15 protein-coding genes and 2 tRNA genes are annotated in these 16,823 nt (G+C 62.4%); 10 read left to right on the forward strand and 7 right to left on the reverse strand.

Annotated elements, in window-relative coordinates:
* Positions 1-21 precede the first annotated feature (21 nt).
* Positions 22-1,704 carry an energy-dependent translational throttle protein EttA gene (ettA, locus tag PGC08_RS09170; RefSeq protein ID WP_069600054.1) on the forward strand — a complete coding sequence of 561 codons (1,683 nt, stop codon included), beginning with the start codon at positions 22-24 and terminating at the stop codon, positions 1,702-1,704.
* A gap of 45 nt (positions 1,705-1,749) precedes the next feature.
* Here the strand turns inward: ettA and PGC08_RS09175 are convergent, their stop codons facing one another.
* The gene (locus PGC08_RS09175) at positions 1,750-2,064 is read right to left on the reverse strand and encodes a hypothetical protein (protein WP_271709995.1); all 315 of its coding nucleotides are present in this window, start codon (positions 2,062-2,064) and stop codon (positions 1,750-1,752) included.
* Positions 2,061-2,969, reverse strand: a complete 909-nt coding sequence (locus PGC08_RS09180) for an acyl-CoA thioesterase (protein ID WP_096146451.1) — start codon at positions 2,967-2,969, stop codon at positions 2,061-2,063. Before PGC08_RS09180 ends, PGC08_RS09175 begins: the two co-directional genes overlap by 4 nt.
* Before the next feature lie 82 nt (positions 2,970-3,051).
* Here PGC08_RS09180 and PGC08_RS09185 point away from each other — a divergent pair, with 82 nt between their 5' ends.
* Both PGC08_RS09185 and PGC08_RS09190 read left to right on the forward strand, forming a co-directional pair.
* Entirely contained in the window at positions 3,052-3,606 is a 555-nt protein-coding gene (locus tag PGC08_RS09185) for an acyl-CoA thioesterase (RefSeq protein WP_240689195.1), read from the forward strand.
* Positions 3,603-4,277 (forward strand): hypothetical protein, encoded by a 675-nt coding sequence (locus tag PGC08_RS09190; protein WP_009884071.1) that lies wholly within the window; start codon positions 3,603-3,605, stop codon positions 4,275-4,277. The genes PGC08_RS09185 and PGC08_RS09190 overlap by 4 nt, the downstream gene beginning before the upstream one ends.
* A gap of 78 nt (positions 4,278-4,355) precedes the next feature.
* Here the strand turns inward: PGC08_RS09190 and PGC08_RS09195 are convergent, their stop codons facing one another.
* The 3 genes from PGC08_RS09195 to pepN are packed head-to-tail and all read right to left on the reverse strand — an operon-like array spanning position 4,356 to position 8,587.
* A complete protein-coding gene (locus PGC08_RS09195; RefSeq protein ID WP_009884072.1) occupies positions 4,356-4,757 on the reverse strand; it encodes a globin in 402 nt (133 codons plus the stop codon).
* Between the two features lie 2 nt (positions 4,758-4,759).
* Complete coding sequence (locus tag PGC08_RS09200) at positions 4,760-5,878, reverse strand: mechanosensitive ion channel family protein (protein WP_101556722.1); 1,119 nt, start codon at positions 5,876-5,878, stop codon at positions 4,760-4,762.
* A 12-nt stretch (positions 5,879-5,890) separates the two neighbouring features.
* Entirely contained in the window at positions 5,891-8,587 is a 2,697-nt protein-coding gene (gene pepN, locus PGC08_RS09205) for an aminopeptidase N (protein WP_271709996.1), read from the reverse strand.
* Between the two features lie 104 nt (positions 8,588-8,691).
* Between pepN and PGC08_RS09210 the strand changes: the two genes are divergently transcribed.
* The 3 genes from PGC08_RS09210 (at position 8,692) to PGC08_RS09220 (ending at position 10,962) form a co-directional block, all read left to right on the forward strand.
* Entirely contained in the window at positions 8,692-9,297 is a 606-nt protein-coding gene (locus PGC08_RS09210) for a mycothiol-dependent nitroreductase Rv2466c family protein (protein WP_069600058.1), read from the forward strand.
* Positions 9,298-9,379: 82 nt separating this feature from the next.
* Entirely contained in the window at positions 9,380-9,853 is a 474-nt protein-coding gene (locus tag PGC08_RS09215) for a ribose-5-phosphate isomerase (protein WP_069600059.1), read from the forward strand.
* Positions 9,850-10,962, forward strand: coding sequence for an alcohol dehydrogenase catalytic domain-containing protein (locus PGC08_RS09220; RefSeq protein WP_096146453.1), 1,113 nt, complete (start codon positions 9,850-9,852; stop codon positions 10,960-10,962). Before PGC08_RS09215 ends, PGC08_RS09220 begins: the two co-directional genes overlap by 4 nt.
* A 21-nt stretch (positions 10,963-10,983) precedes the next feature.
* Here PGC08_RS09220 and PGC08_RS09225 read toward each other — a convergent pair whose 3' ends face one another.
* Both PGC08_RS09225 and PGC08_RS09230 read right to left on the reverse strand, forming a co-directional pair.
* Positions 10,984-11,949 carry a PQQ-dependent sugar dehydrogenase gene (locus tag PGC08_RS09225; protein ID WP_271709997.1) on the reverse strand — a complete coding sequence of 322 codons (966 nt, stop codon included), beginning with the start codon at positions 11,947-11,949 and terminating at the stop codon, positions 10,984-10,986.
* Positions 11,950-12,375: 426 nt separating this feature from the next.
* Positions 12,376-12,449 (reverse strand) — tRNA-Pro (locus tag PGC08_RS09230).
* 178 nt (positions 12,450-12,627) lie between these two features.
* Here PGC08_RS09230 and PGC08_RS09235 point away from each other — a divergent pair.
* From PGC08_RS09235 to PGC08_RS09250, 4 genes are all read left to right on the forward strand, one after another.
* Positions 12,628-12,698 (forward strand) — tRNA-Gly (locus PGC08_RS09235).
* Between the two features lie 244 nt (positions 12,699-12,942).
* Complete coding sequence (locus PGC08_RS09240; RefSeq protein WP_271709998.1) at positions 12,943-14,310, forward strand: hypothetical protein; 1,368 nt, start codon at positions 12,943-12,945, stop codon at positions 14,308-14,310.
* Positions 14,311-14,570: 260 nt separating this feature from the next.
* Entirely contained in the window at positions 14,571-15,941 is a 1,371-nt protein-coding gene (gene tig, locus PGC08_RS09245) for a trigger factor (protein ID WP_271709999.1), read from the forward strand.
* A gap of 270 nt (positions 15,942-16,211) precedes the next feature.
* The gene (locus PGC08_RS09250; protein ID WP_009884093.1) at positions 16,212-16,808 is read left to right on the forward strand and encodes an ATP-dependent Clp protease proteolytic subunit; all 597 of its coding nucleotides are present in this window, start codon (positions 16,212-16,214) and stop codon (positions 16,806-16,808) included.
* The last annotated feature ends 15 nt before the right edge of the window (positions 16,809-16,823 follow it).

The following is a 16,823-nucleotide window of genomic DNA, read 5'->3' on the forward strand; positions in this document are numbered from 1 at the left end:
AACCGATAGCCTGAGGTTACTATGGCCGAATTCATTTACACCCTTCACAAGGCGCGTAAAGCGCACGGCGACAAAGTCATCCTCGATGACGTGTCGATGTCCTTCTACCCCGGCGCGAAGATCGGCATGGTCGGTCCCAACGGTGCCGGTAAGTCTACGATCCTCAAGATCATGGCCGGGCTCGAGCAGCCGTCCAATGGCGAGGCTCGGCTCAGCCCCGGGTACACCGTGGGCATTCTCCTGCAGGAGCCGCCCCTGAACGAGGACAAGACCGTCCTCGGCAACGTCCAAGAGGGCGTCGGCGAGATCAAGGCAAAGCTGGACCGCTTCAACGCCATCTCCGAGGAGATGGCCAGCCCTGATGCCGACTTCGATGCCCTGATGGAAGAGATGGGCAAGCTGCAAGAAGCTATCGATGCCGCGGATGCCTGGGATCTCGACTCGCAGCTCGAACAGGCGATGGATGCTCTGCGCTGCCCACCGCCGGACGCCGAAGTCAGCGTCCTCTCCGGTGGCGAGCGCCGTCGCGTGGCGCTGTGCAGGCTGCTGCTTGAGAAGCCGGATCTGCTTCTGCTCGATGAGCCTACAAACCACCTGGATGCCGAGTCCGTGCTGTGGCTTGAGCAGCATCTGCGTTCCTACCCAGGAGCTGTCATCGCGATCACTCACGATAGGTACTTCCTTGATCACGTGGCCGAATGGATCGCCGAGATCGACCGCGGACACCTCTACCCGTATGAAGGCAACTACTCGACGTACCTTGAGAAGAAGCAGGAACGCCTCCAGGTCCAGGGCAAGAAGGACGCGAAGCTGTCCAAACGCCTGAAAGACGAGCTTGAATGGGTCCGGTCGAATCCGAAGGCCAAGCAGACGAAGTCGAAGGCACGTCTGGCTCGCTACGAGGAGATGGCAGCAGAAGCCGAGAAGACCAAGAAGCTCGACTTCGAAGAGATCCAGATTCCCGCCGGCCCCCGTCTCGGCGACATCGTCATCGAGGCTTCCAACCTGCAGAAGGGCTACGGCGACCGTCTGCTCATCGACGGTCTCAGCTTCTCGTTGCCGCGAAACGGCATCGTCGGAGTCATCGGGCCCAACGGTGTGGGCAAGTCGACCCTGTTCAAGACCATCGTCGGACACGAGGAGCTGGACGGAGGCGAACTCAAGATCGGCGACAGCGTCAAAACGTCTTATGTCGATCAGTCCCGCGGCGGTATCGACTCCAATAAGAACCTGTGGGAAGTCGTCTCCGACGGACTCGACTTCATCCAGGTGGGCAATGTCGAGATGCCCTCGAGGGCCTATGTCTCCGCGTTCGGCTTCAAAGGCCCGGACCAGCAGAAGAAGGCTGGTGTGCTCTCCGGTGGTGAGCGCAACCGTCTCAACCTGGCGCTGACGCTCAAACAGGGCGGAAACCTGTTGCTGCTTGACGAGCCGACGAACGACCTCGACGTCGAAACACTCGGCTCCTTGGAAAACGCGCTCCTCGAGTTCCCCGGCTGTGCCGTAGTCGTCTCGCACGACCGTTGGTTCCTTGACCGGGTGGCGACACACATCCTTGCCTGGGAAGGCACAGAAGAAGAGCCCGCCAAGTGGTACTGGTTCGAAGGCAACTTCGAGTCCTATGAGGAGAACAAGGTCGAACGACTCGGTGAAGACGCTGCTCGTCCTCACCGCGTGACACACCGCCGCCTCACTCGCGACTGAACGAATTCTGTGGGCTGGGGACAATCACCGCAGCCCACAGGGTTCTCATGCATTTGCTGATGCCCCGGTCAACGACCGGGGCATCAGCAAATGCATGGTGGATTCAGTCCGCTGGCGGTGGCGTCGACCGTCAGAGAGCAAGCCGCCGATCCACTGCAGGAGCTTGAACAGATACCGCAGGGCAAGTGTGCCGACGACTCCGATGATCATCGCTATGAGCGCAATCAGGGCAAGGTTCATCTCCACGTTCTCGCGAAGGAAGACCAGGGCAAGGATCGTGATGATGATGAAAAGTGCGACATTGACCAATCGAGACAGTATAGTCCCGAGGATCTCGATCATCGCGGTGTCTTTGCTCACTGCGGAGCCTTCACACGGACCATGCCCTCTTGAGCCACTGTTGCCAACAGCTCACCGGTCTGAGCGAAGATGCGCCCGTAACCGAGGCCGCGACCGCCCTGGGCCGCGGGGGACTCTTGGACGTAGAGCATCCACTCATCGACACGTACCCGACGATGCCACCACATCGCGTGGTCGAGGCTGGCCACCCGGAGCCCGGGGCTCGTCCAACTCAGGCCCTGTCGACGCAGTACCGGCTCGAGCAGGTTGAAGTCGCTGGCATAGGCCAAGGCCGCGGCATTGAGCACAGGATCATCGCCGAACTCGGAACTGGCACGGAACCACACATGCTGCTGCTCTCGCTGCCGATCATCGGTGGAGGAGAGGTACAGGGACGCCTCGACCGGGCGGATCTCGAAGGGACGTTTATTCAGCCATTCGGTCACTTGAGGGGTGTCCTGCCCAGCCAGGATGTCGCGCAGCTCTGGGCAATCCTGTGGACCAGGCAACCCGGTGGGCATGGTCTCTGCGTGTTCGAGACCCTCCTGCTCAACCTGGAAGGAGGCGATCAGGGACAGGATCGGGACGTCCTTCTGATAGGCGTGGACGCGTCGAGCGGAGAAAGATCGCCCGTCGCGCAGTCGTTCGACACCGAACTCAATCGGCTCGCTGACATCCCCAGCGCGCAGGAAGTAGCCGTGAAGTGAGTGGATGAGGCGATCATCTGGCAGGGTCGCGGCAGCGGCCACCACAGATTGCGCCACGACCTGACCGCCGTAGACGCGCCCATCGGGTTTGTACTGATTCTGTCCGAGGAAGTAGTCACTCTCCCGAGACGCCGAGGTGAAGCTCAGACTTTCGAGTTCGAGCACTTTGCGCAGCGTGTCGACATTCGCCTCGGCCGCTGTGGGTTCTGCATCGCTCATAAGGGCCTCCAGCCTGCGACAATGAATCTCTTGCGTGTGTTCACGATCCTATCGCGGCCGTCACTGCAGCGGTGAAGGTGGCATGATGGGACATATGCACAACCGCACCACGAATCCCCATCTGAACGAATTCACACGAGTCCTGTTGGAACTGAGATGGGGAGACATGGATGCCTATGGCCACGTCAACAATGTCACCCAGCTGCGTCTGCTCGAAGAGGCACGCGTCCGCGCTCTGGGCTCACCGACGCACAGCACCGATGCACCCACGACTCCGGGTCAATCGGGAATTGCCGAGACAGTTTCGGGGATCACAATTCCGTCGATCTTCGCCGAGGCTTCGGAGACCACCGAGCTGCTCGTCGCCTCGCATGCGATCGAATATCGTCGTCCCATTCCCTACCGTGCAGGTCCCATTGCCATCGATCTCGTCATCAGCGAGGTCAAACCGGCCTCTGTGACGATCGGTTACAGCATCGCCGAACCCGATGGTTCGGTCGGCTATACGCTGGCAGAGACGGTCATCGTCTTTGTAGACAGGACGACCTCCCGACCGCGTCGCCTGACCCAGGAGGAGACAGCAGCAATGGAAGACGTCATTCGACCTGCCGTACCGATGCGGGGTCGCAACCGATGACTGAACTCGAGATCGCCGATCCGCTGGCGATGAAGGATCTGGCCGCGTTCACCTCCTTGGCACACCGGCTCGACCCTGACGGGGCTATGCGCTTGCATGTGTCATCGACCGTGCTCGTCGTCACCGTTGCGCCCCTGTATCCGCATGGCATCGGAGACTCCACACCGTTGGTCCTCGCGATGCGAATGCTGCGCCTGAGCGGACCGGAGATGGACGGCCTCGACGAGGTGGTTCCCCTGACCAACCTCAAGGACCGGTTCGCGCGCGCCGAAAATGCCACACGCCTGCCTGTGCCCCCGAACTCGGTGCTGGTGTCCTGGACCGGCATTGCCCCGCCGAAGGGACAGTGGGCTGTTCGCGACAGGATCTCCGGCAATGAGATTCGGTCCACCGCCGAGGCTGGTGTGGAAGAGATCAGCAGCGGAGCTCCCGAAGGCGCGGGATCACATGCTGTGAAGGCGCTGCGTTCGCGTGTGTGGTCGAAGCCGATGGCTGCTCATGATGGCACCGAGCTGCCCGGCGGGCTCGCGTTCGCCGCGAATGCACTGCGATTCGTACCCGAGACGGGGACCGCCTCGGCGGGGGAGTCCGAGGAATATGACGTCTTCGAGACGTCCGGCTGGCTGCGGATCTCGACACCGGGCGGTCATCTGCTGACCCGAGCGAAGTAGACCCAGCACAGCAGGTCTCCTCAGGTCATGAAGACTGCAGACATAAAGGCTGCAGATGTGAGATGCGGAGTGTTCTGCTCAGACCGGGTTGCTGTTGGTGTTGACCATGGCCGTGGCCGCACGCTGGAAATAGTCCCAGAAGATTTCGTCGTAGAGCGGCGCAAGTGCCACATCGTCGAGAGCTGCCCGCATCGAGGCTAACCACCGGTCACGCGCATCGAAGTCGACAGGGAAGGGGAAATGGCGCATCCGCAGGCGCGGGTGACCCCGTTCCTCCTGATAGGTCGTCGGCCCACCGAAGTACTGTTCTAAGAACATCTGGAGCCGATGCTTGGCTCCAGTGAGGTCGTGCCCCTCCGGGTACATGGCGATGAGCACCTCGTCTTGGTCGACATGCTCGTAGAAGACATCGACAAGACGGGTGAAGGTGGGATGGCCACCGACCGCTTCGAAGATGGTCTCGTTCGATGTCTGAGTCATGGTCAGCTCTCTCCGTCTGCGGCATCGGTGCCGGATTCATCAGTGGTCGACCGGATCTCGTCATCGCTGGGCAGCGGTGAGGGTCCATTGTCGGTCGTCTGCCGTGTCGTGTAGGTGGGCCGAGGCTCGTCCTCGGAGTTGCTGCTCGTGGTCGAATCCGTTGAGTCAGTCTCTCGAGGAAGCGTCCTGAGGACGGTCTCCTGAATGATCGGGATGGTGATCCCACGCCTGTCGAACTCATTCGTGAGTTCCGCGCGGAAGGCACGTTCGACCATCCACTGCAGATTGGGCTTCGTCTTGATCATCGTCCTGATGACCCTGTACTCGGCTGACAGAGACTGGACACCGGCGATTTCGGGGACTTCGAGCATCGCGGAGGCCACCTGCGAGTCCTTGGCCATTTCAGCGGTGACCGTCTCTGTGATCTCACGGTAGGTGTCCATCGAAGTGGAGTAGTTGACTGGGATCTCGAGCACGGCACGCGCCCAGCCCTGCGACAGGTTGCCGACTCGCATGATCTCGCCGTTGCGCACATGCCACAGTGTTCCCGTGAGATCACGGATTGCTGTCTTGCGCAGGCCGAAGTCCTCGACCTCGCCGACGGCTTCTCCCAGGTCCACGGTGTCGCCGATGCCGTACTGGTCCTCGATGACCATGAAGAATCCCGAGAGGTAGTCCCTGACGAGTTCCTGCGCGCCGAAGGCCAATGCCACACCGACAACACCTGCCGAGGCCAGAATGGGTGCGATGTTGAAGTTGAGCTGGTCGAGGATCATGAGGACTGCGACGGCGCTGATGAGGATCGTCGCCACAGACGAGAGCATCCGACCGACAGTCTTCGCACGCTGAGCACGGCGTTCGCGGATCGTCGCCGGGTCGATGCCCGTCCGCTGCGATTCCATGACCGTGGCCGAGAACTTGCCGTTCTCCGCAGCCTTCTGACTGCCGACGGTGCCTTTGGCCACGGCAGTGGAGAAGCGTCGGATGAAGTACCGCATCACCATGTTGAGCACGATGGCGATGACGATGATGATGAGGATCCTCAACGGAGCGTCGAGGAGAAAGTCCCAATCGATCTTGGGTGCGGACAACAGGTCGGTATTCAAAGCATCGAAAGTCATGATGCCACGAGCCTAACGACCGAAGGTCAATGCGCCCTTGGAAGTGCTGGACACTTCCTGAGCATTCAGGGCCCGCTGGGCATCGGCAAGATTCTCACGCATCAGGCGCACGAGCCCCTTGGGCGCGGCAGGGTGATCGGCCAGCCAGCCCTCGGTGGCCTTGACCGTGTGCTCGCTGACCGGGGGGAACAGTCGCAGAGTCATGGTCTGTGCCATTTCGAGGGTGCGGGTCTCCCACCATCCGGAGACTCGTTGGAAGAACTCTGTGGAGAAGTCACACAAGGGCGCTTGTGAGGTGAGGATCTCACCCGTCTCGGTCTGCAGACCGGAGGCGAATCCCAGAGCGAGAGCGGCCAGTTCCGAATTCGGAAGCTCAGCCTCATCGAGGATGCGGGTGAAGGCCTCCGACTTCGCCGCCGAGGTGGGGCGAGCGCTGCGTGCCGTCGCTGCCTGGCGTGCTCCGGTGGCCGAAGGATCGGTCTTGGTCATGGCCGTGATCGCGGAATCATCGATCGCGTCGTGCGCCGCAAGAGCGATGATGAGCTCCCAGGTGAGATCGGTGTCGATGGTGATCCCGTGGACCAAGTCCCCGGACGCGTCCAACCAGGACTGGAGCTGTCCGAGCTGCTCCTGAGTCGTTGCGTGCTTGATGAAGCCGCGCAGGAACTGGAACGCCTGATCGGTGCCGCCGGGTACCGACCCGAGAAGCTCTGCGAATCGATCGGCGACAGCGGTATGAGCCTCTGCACGTGACTCCGGAGGCAGGTAGGACCCGACCGCGGTCTCGAGCTGACGCATCTGAGTGAGCAGACCCGAGGAGTGCGTGACTGCCGCACAGTTGTCGAGGACTGTGGCGATGTAGTCCTGTGCCGGGCGCTGTCCGTCGCGGACGGCGTCCCAGAGTGTGCCGAGGATGAGCAGCTGGGTCAGAGAATCATCGAAGTCGCCCAGTCGGGCGGCGGCGACGTCCATGCTCTCATGATCGAAGCGCACCTTCGCATACGTCAGGTCCTCGTCATTGACGATGATCACATCGGGCTTGGGCAGGCCGCGGGCCTCGTCGAGTGTCGTCGACTCGGCATCGATGTCGAGTGGGAAGCTGTGCGTGCGGACAAGGCGTCCCTGCCCGTTGTCGGAATAGAATCCGATGGACAGACGGTGGGGCCGCAGGGATGGCACCGGCTGCCCCTCGATGATCCACGGTCTCTGGGTCACACGAAGCTCGGTGACCACCTCGGCGTCGTTGTCCGTCTCGGTGTCGACTTCGGCTTCGATGAGGTTGACCCCGGATTCCTCGAGCCACAGCTTCGACCAGGAGGCCAGGTCCCGACCGCTGGTGGCCTCAAGTTCGCTGAGGAGGTCCGGCAGTTCTGTGTTCGACCACGCATGCTTGTCGAAATAGCGCCTGAGACCGGCGAAGAACTCCTCCCGACCGACCCATGCGACGAGCTGTTTGAGCACGGAGGCGCCCTTGGCGTAGGTGATGCCGTCGAAGTTGACCTCGACATCGGCGAGGTCTTCGATGCTCGCGACGATCGGGTGTGTGCTCGGCAGCTGGTCCTGGCGGTAGGCCCACGATTTCTCGATCGTGGCGAAGGTCGTCCACGCGTCGCTGTATTCGGTGGCCTCAGCGGTGGCCAGTGTGGACATGAATTCGGCGAAGGACTCATTGAGCCACAGGTCGTTCCACCACTTCATGGTGACCAGGTCCCCGAACCACATATGTGCCAGTTCGTGGAGCACTGTCACGGTCCTGCGCTCGACGAGGGCCTCGGTGGGCCTGGACCGGAAGACGTAGTTCTCCAAGATCGTCACGGCACCGGCGTTCTCCATCGCACCGGCATTGAACTCGGGAACGAAGAGCTGATCGTACTTCTCGAACGGGTAGGACACCCCGAATTCGCGTTCGTAGAATTCGAAGCCGGCGCGGGTGATGCCGAAGAGGTTCTCTGCGTCGAGATGCTCGAAGAGGGAATCACGGCAGTACAGCCCCAAGGGCACAGGGGAACCGTCGGAGGAGGTCAGTTCCGAATGCACGCTGCGGTAGGGGCCGGCCACGATCGCTGTGATGTAGGACGAGATCGGAGTCGTCGGCGCGAACTGCCACACAGCAGTGTCGTCGACCGGAGCTTCGTCGAGTTCGGTGAAGACCTCACTGGGATCGCCGGGAGTCGGGGTGGGGGAGTTCGAGACGACCGTCCAGCGGGATGGAGCGACGACCGTGAAGGAGAACGGCGCTTTGAGGTCGGGTTGTTCGAACACGGGGAAGACACGTCTGGCGTCGGGGACCTCGAACTGTGAGTAGAGGTAGACCTCGTCGTCGATGGGATCGATGAACCGGTGCAGACCCTCACCGGTGTTCATGTAGGAGAAGTGCGCATCGATGGTGAGTTCGTTCTCTGCGGCAAGGCCAGGCAGAGTGATGCGTGAGGGGGAGACGACCTCGGAGGTCTCGAGATCGAGTCCGTTGAGCCGGATGCGTTCGACGCTGGCTGTGATGGCATCGATGAAGGTCGTGGACTCCGGCGTTGCGGTGAAGCGGATGCGGGAGCGAACTCGGAAGCTCTCACCCACTCCCGTGAGAATCAGGGTGTTCTCGTAGCTCGAGACGTCGACGAGTGATGAACGTCTGCGAGCTTCCTCGCGGGTGAGGTTGTATTGGGGCACTTTGAGGTGACCTCCGCTTCGGGTCCGGGTGTACCTGGCCATTCTTTCATGGACGCATTCTTCTTCGGTGGCAAGGCTTGATAAATTGGCCTCGGAGATCGCGGGTGGTCCGCTGCTGCCCGCACCCAGCCTAATGAGGAGTGAAAATGAGCAGAGAGACACTTGACCTGTGGTTCGACACGGCCTGCCCGTGGGCGTGGATGACGTCGCGCTGGGGTCTGGAAGTCGCCAAGGTCCGTGACATCGATGTGAAGTTCCATGTCATGAGCCTGAACATCCTCAACCGGGACAAAGACATCCCCGCCGACTATCGAGCGCTCATGGATCGTGCTCTGGCACCCATGCGCATCGTCACCGCGGCCATCGCCGAACACGGCGAGGAGATCACCGAGCCCCTATACACGGCGATCGGAACCCGCATCCACCCAGGTGGAGAGAAGGACTTCGACAAGGCCGTCGCCGAGGCGTTGGATGAGGTCGGTCTGCCGGCTGACCTGATGAAATACGGCGAACGCGATGACTACGATGCGGCGCTGCAGGAGTCCCATGATGAAGCGCTGGCTCTCGTCGGCGACGATGTGGGCACACCCATCTGCCGAGTGGCCGGCACCGCCTTCTTCGGCCCGGTCGTCACACCGGCTCCGAAGGGTGAGGACGCAGGTCGTCTCTTCGACGGGGTTCTCGCTGTCGCCTCGACTCCAGGGTTCTTCGAGCTCAAACGCACCCGCAACCAGGGCCCGGTCTTCGACTGACTGACCCTCAGACACCACCGCACCATCACACGCACAGTCTTTCCCCGGCACCTCGTCCGGGACATCTCGAAGGAGTGACCATATGAAGGTTCATCTCGGCACGGACCACGCAGGATTCGAATTCAAAGAGACCCTCAAAGCCCACCTCGGCGATTCGGGTTTCGAGGTCGTCGACCACGGTGCCCACGAATACGACGCACTCGATGACTATCCCGCCTTCTGCATCGCTGCGGCCCAGGCCGTCGTTGATGATCAGGCGGCAGGCGTCGAGGCCCTCGGCGTCGTCATCGGCGGTTCGGGCAACGGTGAGCAGATCGCAGCGAACAAGGTCAAGGGGGCACGGACGGCTCTCGCGTGGAACACCGATATCGCCAAGCTCGCTCGTGAGCACAACAATGCCCAGATCGTCTCGGTCGGGGCCAGGCAGCACACAGAGGCTGAGTCCATCGCCATCGTCGACGCGTTCTTGGCAGAACCGTTCTCCGGCGAAGAGCGCCACGAGCGTCGGATTCGGATCATGGACGCCTACGAGGCCGAAGGTCCCTCGGCGCTGTGAAGATCCGAGGTGCGGTGCTTCGCGAGATGGGGGCCGCCCGCCCCTATGCGAGAACTGAGCCGATGTCGATCGAGGAGCTCGAGCTCGATGGGCCCGGCCCCGGTGAGGTGCTCATCCGACTGAGCGCTGCCGGCGTCTGCCATTCCGACCTGTCCGTCGTCGACGGCAACCGTCCACGGCCCCTGCCGATGCTCCTCGGCCACGAAGGCGCGGGCATCGTCGAAGAACTCGGCGAAGGCGTCACCGACCTCGAGATCGGTGAGCAGGTCGTGACCGTGTTCCTGCCCCGCTGCGGCGAGTGTGCGAACTGCCGCACCGACGGCAAACTCCCGTGCACACCGGGAAGCGCCACGAATGGGGCCGGCACGCTCCCATTCGACGGACACAAGGTCCGACTCCACGACGATTCGGGCGCCGAGGTGCTCCATCATCTCGGTGCATCGGTCTTCGCCTCCCATGCCGTGCTCAACCGCGCCTCCGTCGTTCCGGTCGCCTCCGATGTTCCCGCGTCGATTGCGGCAGTGCTCGGCTGCGCGGTGCTCACCGGCGGTGGAGCGGTCCTCAACGCGGGATCTCCCGGACCCGAGGACGAGATCATGATCGTCGGTTTGGGCGGAGTCGGCATGGCCGCTCTGATCACGGCGCTGTCGATTGAGACTGCGGGTGTGATCGGCGTCGATGCGAATCCGGACAAACTGGTTCGAGCCAAGGAGCTGGGCGCGGTCGAGGTGTACACGCCCGAGCAGCTGGGGGAGCGGCGGGCACCGATCGTCATCGAATGCGTTGGTCATGCCCGCGCCTTCGAAACCGCGTTCTCGGCAACAGCTGTGGGTGGGAAGACCGTCACAGTGGGACTGCCCGCCCCCGATGCGCAGTCCCACATCACCCCTGTCACACTCACTGCCGAGGCACGCACCGTCATCGGTTCGTATCTGGGTTCCGCAGTGCCCAGTCGTGACATTCCCGTCTACGCGGATCTGTGGCGTCAGGGCAAGCTGCCGGTCGAAGAGCTGGTTTCGGACACGATCGGACTCGAGGACCTCAACGCGGCCTTCGACGCCCTCGCCGAGGGAACTGTCGTGCGGCAGGTCATCGACTTCCAGCGCTGAAGTCGATTGTGACAGCTGCCCTCAGTCGTCGGTGCTGAAGTCAGCGGGAATGTGCAGGATCCGGTCGTCGTCGGCGGCCGGATCCCCACGTCCGTCGGTATTGTTCGTCAGTAACCAGATCTCGCCTTCGGGTCCGGACACCACGTCGCGCAGTCGACCGAACTCGCCGGCATAGGCGACCTCAGCCTCGGCGAGGTCCGAGAGGGGCACGGTCCGCAGCACCTGGCCGCGAAGATTGGCGATGAGCAGGCGGTCATCACTGATGGCGATTCCACTCGGACTGGCCTCATCGGGCCGCCACTGCTGAACCGGGTCGATGAAATCACCCCCGTCGGCCCCATCCTCTGAGATTCCTTCGACCTCCGGCCAGCCGTAGTTGCCGCCGGGTTCGATGATGTTGAGCTCATCCCATGTGTCCTGACCGAACTCGCTGGCATACATCGTGCCATCGTCATCCCAGGCCAGCCCCTGAGGGTTCCGGTGCCCATAGGAGAAGACGAGTGAGTCGGGGAAGGGATTGTCCTCAGGCACCGTGCCGTCGGGCTTCATCCGAAGGATCGAGCCTGAGAGCGACTCGCGTTCCTGCGCGGAGTCCTGATTCCCTGCGTCACCGACCGTGGCATAGAGCATTCCGTCGGGACCGAACGCCAGACGCCCACCATTATGGAAGCCGGCCTTCGCGATGCCGTCGACGATCGTCTCCGGTGAGCCGAGCTCAACCCCGTCCGAGCCTGTCCTGAGGGGGAACCGTTGGATCCGGTTGTCCGACTCGGCGGTGAAGTACGCGAAGAGACTGTCCCCACGCACGCTCAGACCCAAGAGCCCGCCCTCACCAGAGGCGGACACGCCGGCGACCGTCGTGACCTCTCTGGGCTGTGCTGGGCGTTCGTCGTCGACTTCGAGGATGCGAGCGGAGTCTCTCTCACTGACCAACGCCGTGCCCTTGTAGAAGGCGATCGACCATGGAGCCTGAAGATTCGTCGCCACCTCCTCGGGGTCTGCGGTGGACCCGCGTTCCTCGCCGGTCGTGTCGCCGGCAGCTGATGTGGGCGAGACGAGGTAGCCGAGGGGGCAGGTGGACGATCGGAGCTGCAGCCGCTGAGAACCAGCGCCAGAATGAGCCCGGCAGCGCGGCTTCGATGATGAGTCGTCGTCGGAGATGTTCCCACCTGCGGGTTGGTGCGCCGGTGACCTGGGGGTGAAGGACGCGAACTCAGGGGACTGCTGTCGTGGTCTCGGATCGACATGGGCGGCGTACCTTTCGGCCTCGGCAGTCTGCGACTCTGCTCTCCCATTGTCTCCCACACGCGCCCACGGTGTCTTCCGGCGGATCCGGGGTGCATCCCAGGCAGGTCCGTGGCGTGAATACGAAGAAAGCCACCCGGACTTTGAGTCCGAGCGGCTTCACTATCGTCGGGATGACAGGATTTGAACCTGCGACCCTCTGTTCCCAAAACAGATGCGCTACCAAGCTGCGCCACATCCCGCGACGGAGACAATCTAACCACAGACAGGGGGACAGATGCACATCGATTCGGCCTGATGGCGTGAATGGGATGCAGCTCACAGCTGTCGGTCACGGTCGCGTCGAGCGCTGTGACCCAGCTCATCTTCAATCGATTTGGCGGCCGGTGCGGATGTCGACTATAGTCGTTAACGCAACACGGGGATGTAGCTCAATGGTAGAGCCTCAGTCTTCCAAACTGATGGTGCGGGTTCGATTCCCGTCATCCCCTCCGCTTACCGGCCGGACCATATGGTCGGCCGGTTTTTTTGGTTCTGCGCTCATTCCTCCCGGTGCGATTCCTGCCATGGTGCCGTGCATTCGGACAGAGGTAGAATTCGGGAGGATCCGGAAGTGTGCGCCCGGGTTCCCACGCAGGCTCTCTGCCCGAACGACATTGCATGACACCACGCCGGATGACCGAGGCGGCTCCATTCACAGCCGAAGGCAGCCCACGTCAGAAAGTCCGTTTCCACATGACATCCGATCCCCAGCGCCGTCGACCGTTCCGGTCCCGGCCGAGTCGCCGTCAGCTCCTCACCGGTGCCCTGAGCGGTGCAGGCGTGCTCGGTGCCGGCTTCGTGACATCGTCGGGAACCGACATCCTCGCCGAGGTGGGCCGGAATGATCATCTTCGCTCGGTCACGGTCGCCTTCACATCGGGGACCACTCGGGAGGGTGTTGGGGCAGAAGCGGGACTGGAACTGCAGCCAGATTACCGTGTCATGCCCGGAATCGAGGATCCGGGGCCGAAGCAGCGGCAGAGGGAATTCCTCGATCGGTGCTCGTCGTGGCTATCGCGGCTGCCCGAACAACGTCGCGATCTTGCCACCTCGGCGCTGCTCGATCTCTGGGTTCTCACCGACTCATTGCCTGCGACAGTGGCCAGCTGGGCCCAACCTTGGCGCTATATCTGGCCACGGGACGCGGCCTTCGCCGCTGTCGCGCTGGCCCGAGTCGGCCTGATCGATCTGGCATGGAATCATCTCCTCCATCTGCAATCTCTGCAGTCATCCGATGGATCGTTCGCCGCGCGTTTCACTCCCGATTCGGGGGAGGCCCCGGACGCGCGCCCCTCCCAATTCGATGCGCTGGGTCTCCTTCTCTGGGGCGTGAGTGAGGTTCATGCCTCGTCGACCCGCGCTGAAGGCGCTGCCGGAGGCACCGTGGACCTCGAGGCCATGGCCCCGATGCTGCGACGGTCCTCCGCGCGTCTGTTCCACCGGACCGAACGCGGCACCGCGCTGCCACCGGTGTCCTCTGACTACTGGGAAGTCAGCGAATCCCAAGTCACTCTGGGCACGGCCGGTCCCACTCTGCTGGGTCTGCAGGCGCTGGTCGATCTCGCCGAGCACACCGATGGGCTGTGGGCACACATCGATGGGGGAGTCGAGGCTCTCGGCGACAGCTGCGCGGCGTACGAGGCGACGTTTGCTCGCACATTCATCGCCAACGGACTGCAGCGCTACCCAACCTCGGGGGGACTCGATTCGGCGGTGGCCTACCTGCCGGCAGCGGGTGCGGGTCTGGGATTGGATGCATCGACGCTTGACCATGTGTGGGACAGGCTGAGCCAACCTGCTGGTGGGATCAAACCCGGCCACGGGTGGATCTTCGACCAGACGAGCTGGACACCGTCAACGTCTCTCATGGGCCTCGGGTTCGCCCGTATAGGGGCCCGAGTGCAGGCCGAAGGGATTCTCGACTGGTTGGGTGAGTACCGCACTCAGGCCGGTTCCTTTCCTGAGAAGGTGAGCGCAGAAGGTGCTGCGCTGTCGGTGGCTCCTCTGTCGTGGACGGCATCCAATGTCATCATCGGCCTTGACGAGCTCCATCCCCGGTGATCCTGACCTTCGGTGGAAGTGCGTGTGCCCGACCCGGTGGCGCAGGCACGGGTCCGGCGGTCCGCCGCCGTCGGTGCGGATTGCGCTCCTCGCGAACTCATGCCCGGCAGTGGCCCGCCTGTTTCGTGTTTTCTCCCAGGTTTCGCGTAATATGGGTGACTGCGTCTTGCGGACGTGCGCGATCTCATCGTGGACTTTCGCTCCCTCCCGGTCACCAGAAGACCGAATATGCATGACTGTCGAAATTGAAAGGTCGCACTGTGAAGAGCTCCGTCGAGCAACTCGACCCCACGCGGGTCAAGATCAGCGTGGATGTCCCATACGCCGAAATCAAGCCGAGCATCGACGAGGCATACAAGACCATCGGTGGCCAGGTGACCATCCCCGGCTTCCGCCAGGGCAAGGTCCCTGCTCGAATCATCGATCAGCGCGTTGGTCGACCTGCAGTGATCCAGGAGGCCGTCAACAACGGTCTTGACGGGTTCTACCGCGAAGCCGTCGAAGAGAACGATCTCAAGCCGCTGGGCCAGCCCGAGGTTGAGATCTCAGAGGTCCCCGGCCTCGACGGCACCGAAGACGGCGACCTGACCTTCACGGTCGAGGTTGACGTTCGCCCGGCGATCGAACTGCCTGCCTACGACACCATCAGCGTCGAGGTCGACCCGATCGAGGTCACCGATGACGACGTCGATGCCGAACTCGAGCAGCTGCGTACCCGTTTCGGGACCCTGAGCTCCGTTGACCGTCCAGCAGCCAAGGACGACTTCGTGACCCTCGACCTCGTCGCCACCATCGACGGCGAAGAGATCGACACCGCCTCCGACATCTCCTACCAGGTCGGTGCCGGAACCATGCTCGATGGCATGGACGAAGCACTCGACGGACTGTCGGCAGACGAGACCACGACCTTCGAGACCACCTTTGCTGGTGGAGAGCACGCCGGCGAGACCGGTACAGTCTCCATCACGCTCAGCGCGGTCAAGGTTCGCGAACTGCCGGAAGCCGATGATGACTTCGCTCAGCTGGCCAGCGAGTTCGACACGATCGACGAGCTGCGCACGGACCTGCGTGAGCAGGCTGCCAAGCAGAAGGAGACCGACCAGGGTGCTCAGGCACGCGACAAGGTCCTCGAATCTCTCATCGAGACCCTCAACGTGCCGGTTCCCGAGAAGGTCGTCACCGACGAGGTCGAGCGCCACCTCGAGTCCGAGAGCCGTGTGGACGACGATGAGCACCGCAAGGAGGTCACCGAGGAGACCGAGCGCAACCTGCGCACTCAGTTCATCCTCGACGCGATCGCCGAGGCCGAAGAGGTCGAGGTGACACAGCCCGAGCTCATCGAATACCTCATCTCCGCTTCACAGCAGTACGGCATGAACCCGAACGAGTTCGCGCAGATGCTCGACAGCTCCGGGCAGGTCAACGCACTGGTCGGAGAGGTCTCGCGTCGCAAGGCCCTGGCCGCCGCCCTCGCCGGTGCCGTCGTCAAGGACACCGAAGGCAACGTCGTCGACATGGAAGAGTTCACCACTCCTCCTGAGGAAGAGGCACCAGAGGGCGCCGAGGACTCAGACGAGACGGCTGAGGACTCAGACGAGACCGTCGTGGCCGAAGGCGACGACGAGAAGTGACGTCGCACCGCCTCGGCGGTGACTGAGCTTTCAACGGTGGGTACGGGAATTATTCCGTGCCCACCGTTTTGCATAGTTCCACCCAGGCACCACAGCGACGTCGGCCCTTGCGTGGCGCCGCGGTTCACGGTCCATGAGTCCGAATCCGATGCACGATCACGCTGATGGCGAACACAGGTGCTTCGACGGACTAAAACGGACCGTTGAGCAGTTAGAGTCCATATCAAAGCAACCAAAGACCAACAGGAGTGAAACGTGAGCGCACACGAAATGACAGCGCCCGTCGGCCTCGACGCCGGTGGGGCAATGGGTCTCGATGACCACATCTTCAACCGTCTGCTCAAGGAGCGCATCATCTGGCTCGGCTCGGAGGTGCGTGACTCCAACGCCAACGCCATCTGTGCACAGATGATGCTGCTGGCGGCAGAGGATCCTGATGCGGACATCTCGCTCTACATCAACTCCCCGGGTGGTTCGGTCACCGCGGGAATGGCGATCTACGACACCATGCAGTACATCAAGCCCGATGTGTCCACCGTGGCCATGGGAATGGCCGCATCCATGGGACAGTTCCTGCTGTCCTCGGGTGCACCCGGCAAACGCTATGCCACGCCACACGCTCGCATCCTCATGCACCAGCCGCTGGGCGGCATCGGAGGCACCGCCACCGACATCAAGATCCAGGCCGAGCTCATTCTGCACATGAAGAAGCAGATGGCAGAGCTGACTGCCGAACAGACCGGCAAGACCCTGGAGCAGATCCTCAAGGACAACGACCGCGACCACTGGTTCACCGCCGAAGAAGCTCTCGAATACGGCTTCATCGACAAGATGGTGACCCGTTCGTCCGACGTCACCGACAACTGAGTGGGAGTCAAGGAA

Origin of the sequence: Brevibacterium sp. BDJS002, from assembly GCF_028201555.1 — a bacterium.
Lineage (GTDB): Bacteria > Actinomycetota > Actinomycetes > Actinomycetales > Brevibacteriaceae > Brevibacterium > Brevibacterium aurantiacum.